Below are 2,691 nucleotides of genomic sequence, written 5' to 3'. Positions count from 1 at the left end.
ATATAGAGTATTACCTATATAAAAGTTAGTTATTATCTATTTTTATCTATTATTAAAACAGCATAACATGCTGAAAAATTTGCAGGAGAGTGTAATGAGATTTCGTACAATGGCACTGCCAATGACCACAGTGATGATGCTGGTAACCTTCTACTATGTAGGTTTATCCATCGGGTATAACGCTTTTAGTTTTCTTGTTTGTGCTACTTTGCTAGCAAGTTATACCGCGTTTGAAGGGCTTAAAACCGCGTTTAATCGTTCTGTAAAAACGAAAATGCCAACCATCAGCTTAACAAGCAAGGAGAGCACTAAACATGGTGCTTGATGCGGTGATTGCTTTTTTTATTCTGGGTATTGTCTGCCAGCTACTGGGCGCAAAAATTCCTTTCCCAGATAACCTGTATAAAACCCTTAGTCTGATATTGATGATTGCGATAGGCCTTAAAGGCGGTATTGCCTTACAAGCGCATATCGCAGCCAGTCTTCTCGTGATGGCTTTGATTGTGGTGGCATTCGGTTTGTTGCTGCCCCTGATCGCTTATCCGCTACTGCGGTATTTTGGTCAGTTAGACAAAATCAATGCTGGAGCGATTGCCGCTCACTATGGCTCCGTCAGTGTTGCAACTTATGCCGTCGCGGTTGCCTTGCTCGAAGCTAAGCAGATCCCGTATGAAGCTTACTTCCCTCTGTTTGTCGTGTTATTGGAAATGCCCGCGATCATCGTTGGTTTAATACTCGCCAAAGGCAGCGTATCGCTGATTAATCGTCACTTTCTTAAAAAAGAACTCCTCGCCAATCCAAGCCTGCTATTGATGATCGGCAGTTTAGTCATTGGCTATGTAGGGGGAGATACCGTACACAAGCTTTCGCCACTGTTTATTGACCTTTTCTCGGCTATTTTAGCGTTATTTCTTCTGAAAATGGGCTTAATTGCCGGTCAGCAATTGGCAACACTTAGGGATAACAGTCTGTTTTTAATCAGCTTTGCTATTTTTATGCCGATGATTGGCGGGTTAGCGGGCACAGGGCTCGGCATGCTACTTGGGTTTAGCGCTGGCGGGATCACGCTGATGGCGGTACTTGGAGCCAGTGCATCGTATATTGCTGTCCCGGCCGCGATGAAAGAGAGTCTGCCCGAAGCCAATGCGGGGATGTCGATCACCGCGGCATTAGGCATTACTTTTCCTTTCAATGTCCTGTTTAACGTGCCATTTTTTATTGCTCTTGGCCAGGCTGTTAGTTAAATACCGTTCACCGGTTCGAGACCATAGGTATCATCTACACCGAAGAGATAAATACCTGCCTTTTCCTCTATATCACGGGTAAAACAAATCAGAAAAGGCACCCAGTGTGATGAGCTGTTGTGCCTTTTATCCATACATCAATTTATCTTCACACTACTTCACTGACGGCCTTTTGTATCATACGGTTGTGTGGCTGCCATGGTGAGTTGATCGATGGTGGCTGCAATTGAATGCGCCAACATTGATTGCTCGGTGATAACGAATGGCTCGCTTGCAGTGTCGTTAAGTTATTTACGAAAAGAATATCCCCTGCCACCAAAGTATGTTCAAAGCAAAGAGACGGCTCTGTGCATAAATGGTCAATACGCTGTTCAAGCGGCTCTCCATTTGATCGCCCATCCACTTGCGGTAAGCGTATTGTTGAATTTTGACCACGTGAGTGACCTTGCCAACGAAAAATATCTTGCCGAGATACTTGGCAATAACGAATCAATGGTGGTAATTCTTGCTCCGCGTAGTCTTGGTGATGCTTTATTGGATATAACATGCTCTTTCGTAGTTGCTCACGTTCTTGACCACGTAAGGTTAAGGGTGCTAATCCAGCATCTATCGTAGTCATATGGACAGGCGTTTCTGAATAAGCGCAATACAGAGCATATTCATGAGGAGTAATATCTTCGTAATCGTATCGATAAGTTCTATTAACCATCGCATCGGATAAAGTGGCGAATTGCCAACCAATAGATTGCTGCAGCGCCTCACCGGACAATTTTTCAACAACGCTATCATTACCCCAAATGACAGCAGAACGATGTTGCAGATACCAAGTCGAAAAATCATCTGGATGATGAAAAGGCGCAAAACCATGCAATAACACCGAACCAAACTCTTTAACCAGTTGGCTCAATTCATTAATGTTCAAGACAGACGCCGATAAAGAAGGTGTAGGACTGATTAAACGTAAACCTGCTTTTTCATGATGTAACTCTGCTCGAATTTGGCTGACAACGTGGCTCATAGATTGATCAACGCAAGTTAATTGTAAATAACACCATGTTTTACCCTTATAGAAAATAGGTAAAATAACGCCTGTACGCTTGAGATGATTTTCTTTAGTATCAATCATGATTTTACCTTGGCTTGCATCAAAAAGTACTGTGCTATGCCAAGGTGTTTTAAATTGTCGCTCTGCAAATAAATATAACGAATACTTTTTTCCATTCATTGGATGCTCATGAATACTCAAACGAATCGAATCGGAAAACTTTTGTTTTAGAAAGTTATCTAGAGCTTTCCCTTGTATCATCATTCCTTTAGCAATTTCAGCTAAACGAAGACGACGCTCTTTGTAAGAAAGCGTTGACAATACATATTTTTGATCTTGATTCATGAATTTTTTCAAACCTAGATAGGTTTGATTCATTTTATTATTCCTAAGTTTTAACTC

3 protein-coding genes are annotated in these 2,691 nt (G+C 42.0%); 2 read left to right on the top strand and 1 reads right to left on the bottom strand.

The genetic code is table 11. The annotated features are described in order from the left end of the window. The first annotated feature begins 94 nt into the window (after window positions 1-94). On the top strand, window positions 95-325 hold the full coding sequence (locus CAG60_RS12600; protein ID WP_161439064.1) for a hypothetical protein: 231 nt from the start codon (window positions 95-97) through the stop codon (window positions 323-325). Continuing rightward, window positions 315-1,244 carry a sodium-dependent bicarbonate transport family permease gene (locus CAG60_RS12595; RefSeq protein ID WP_161439063.1) on the top strand — a complete coding sequence of 310 codons (930 nt, stop codon included), beginning with the start codon at window positions 315-317 and terminating at the stop codon, window positions 1,242-1,244. The genes CAG60_RS12600 and CAG60_RS12595 overlap by 11 nt, the downstream gene beginning before the upstream one ends. A 148-nt stretch (window positions 1,245-1,392) precedes the next feature. On the opposite strand, the gene CAG60_RS12590 is transcribed toward CAG60_RS12595, so the two are convergent. Further along, window positions 1,393-2,691, bottom strand: a 1,299-nt coding sequence (locus tag CAG60_RS12590) for an L-tyrosine/L-tryptophan isonitrile synthase family protein (protein ID WP_161439062.1), incomplete at its 5' end; no start/stop codon positions are given.

The organism is Vibrio sp. V33_P6A3T137, from assembly GCF_009904835.1.
GTDB classification, from domain to species: domain Bacteria; phylum Pseudomonadota; class Gammaproteobacteria; order Enterobacterales; family Vibrionaceae; genus Vibrio; species Vibrio metschnikovii.
Note: the sequence above shows the minus strand (reverse complement) of the source record. Positions and strands in the feature narration are given on the sequence as shown.

Coding starts and splice junctions, on each gene's coding strand:
- CAG60_RS12595 (WP_161439063.1), top strand. CDS start 315: ATGGTGCTTGATGCGGTGATTGCTTTTTTTATTCTGGGTATTGTCTGC.
- CAG60_RS12600 (WP_161439064.1), top strand. CDS start 95: ATGAGATTTCGTACAATGGCACTGCCAATGACCACAGTGATGATGCTG.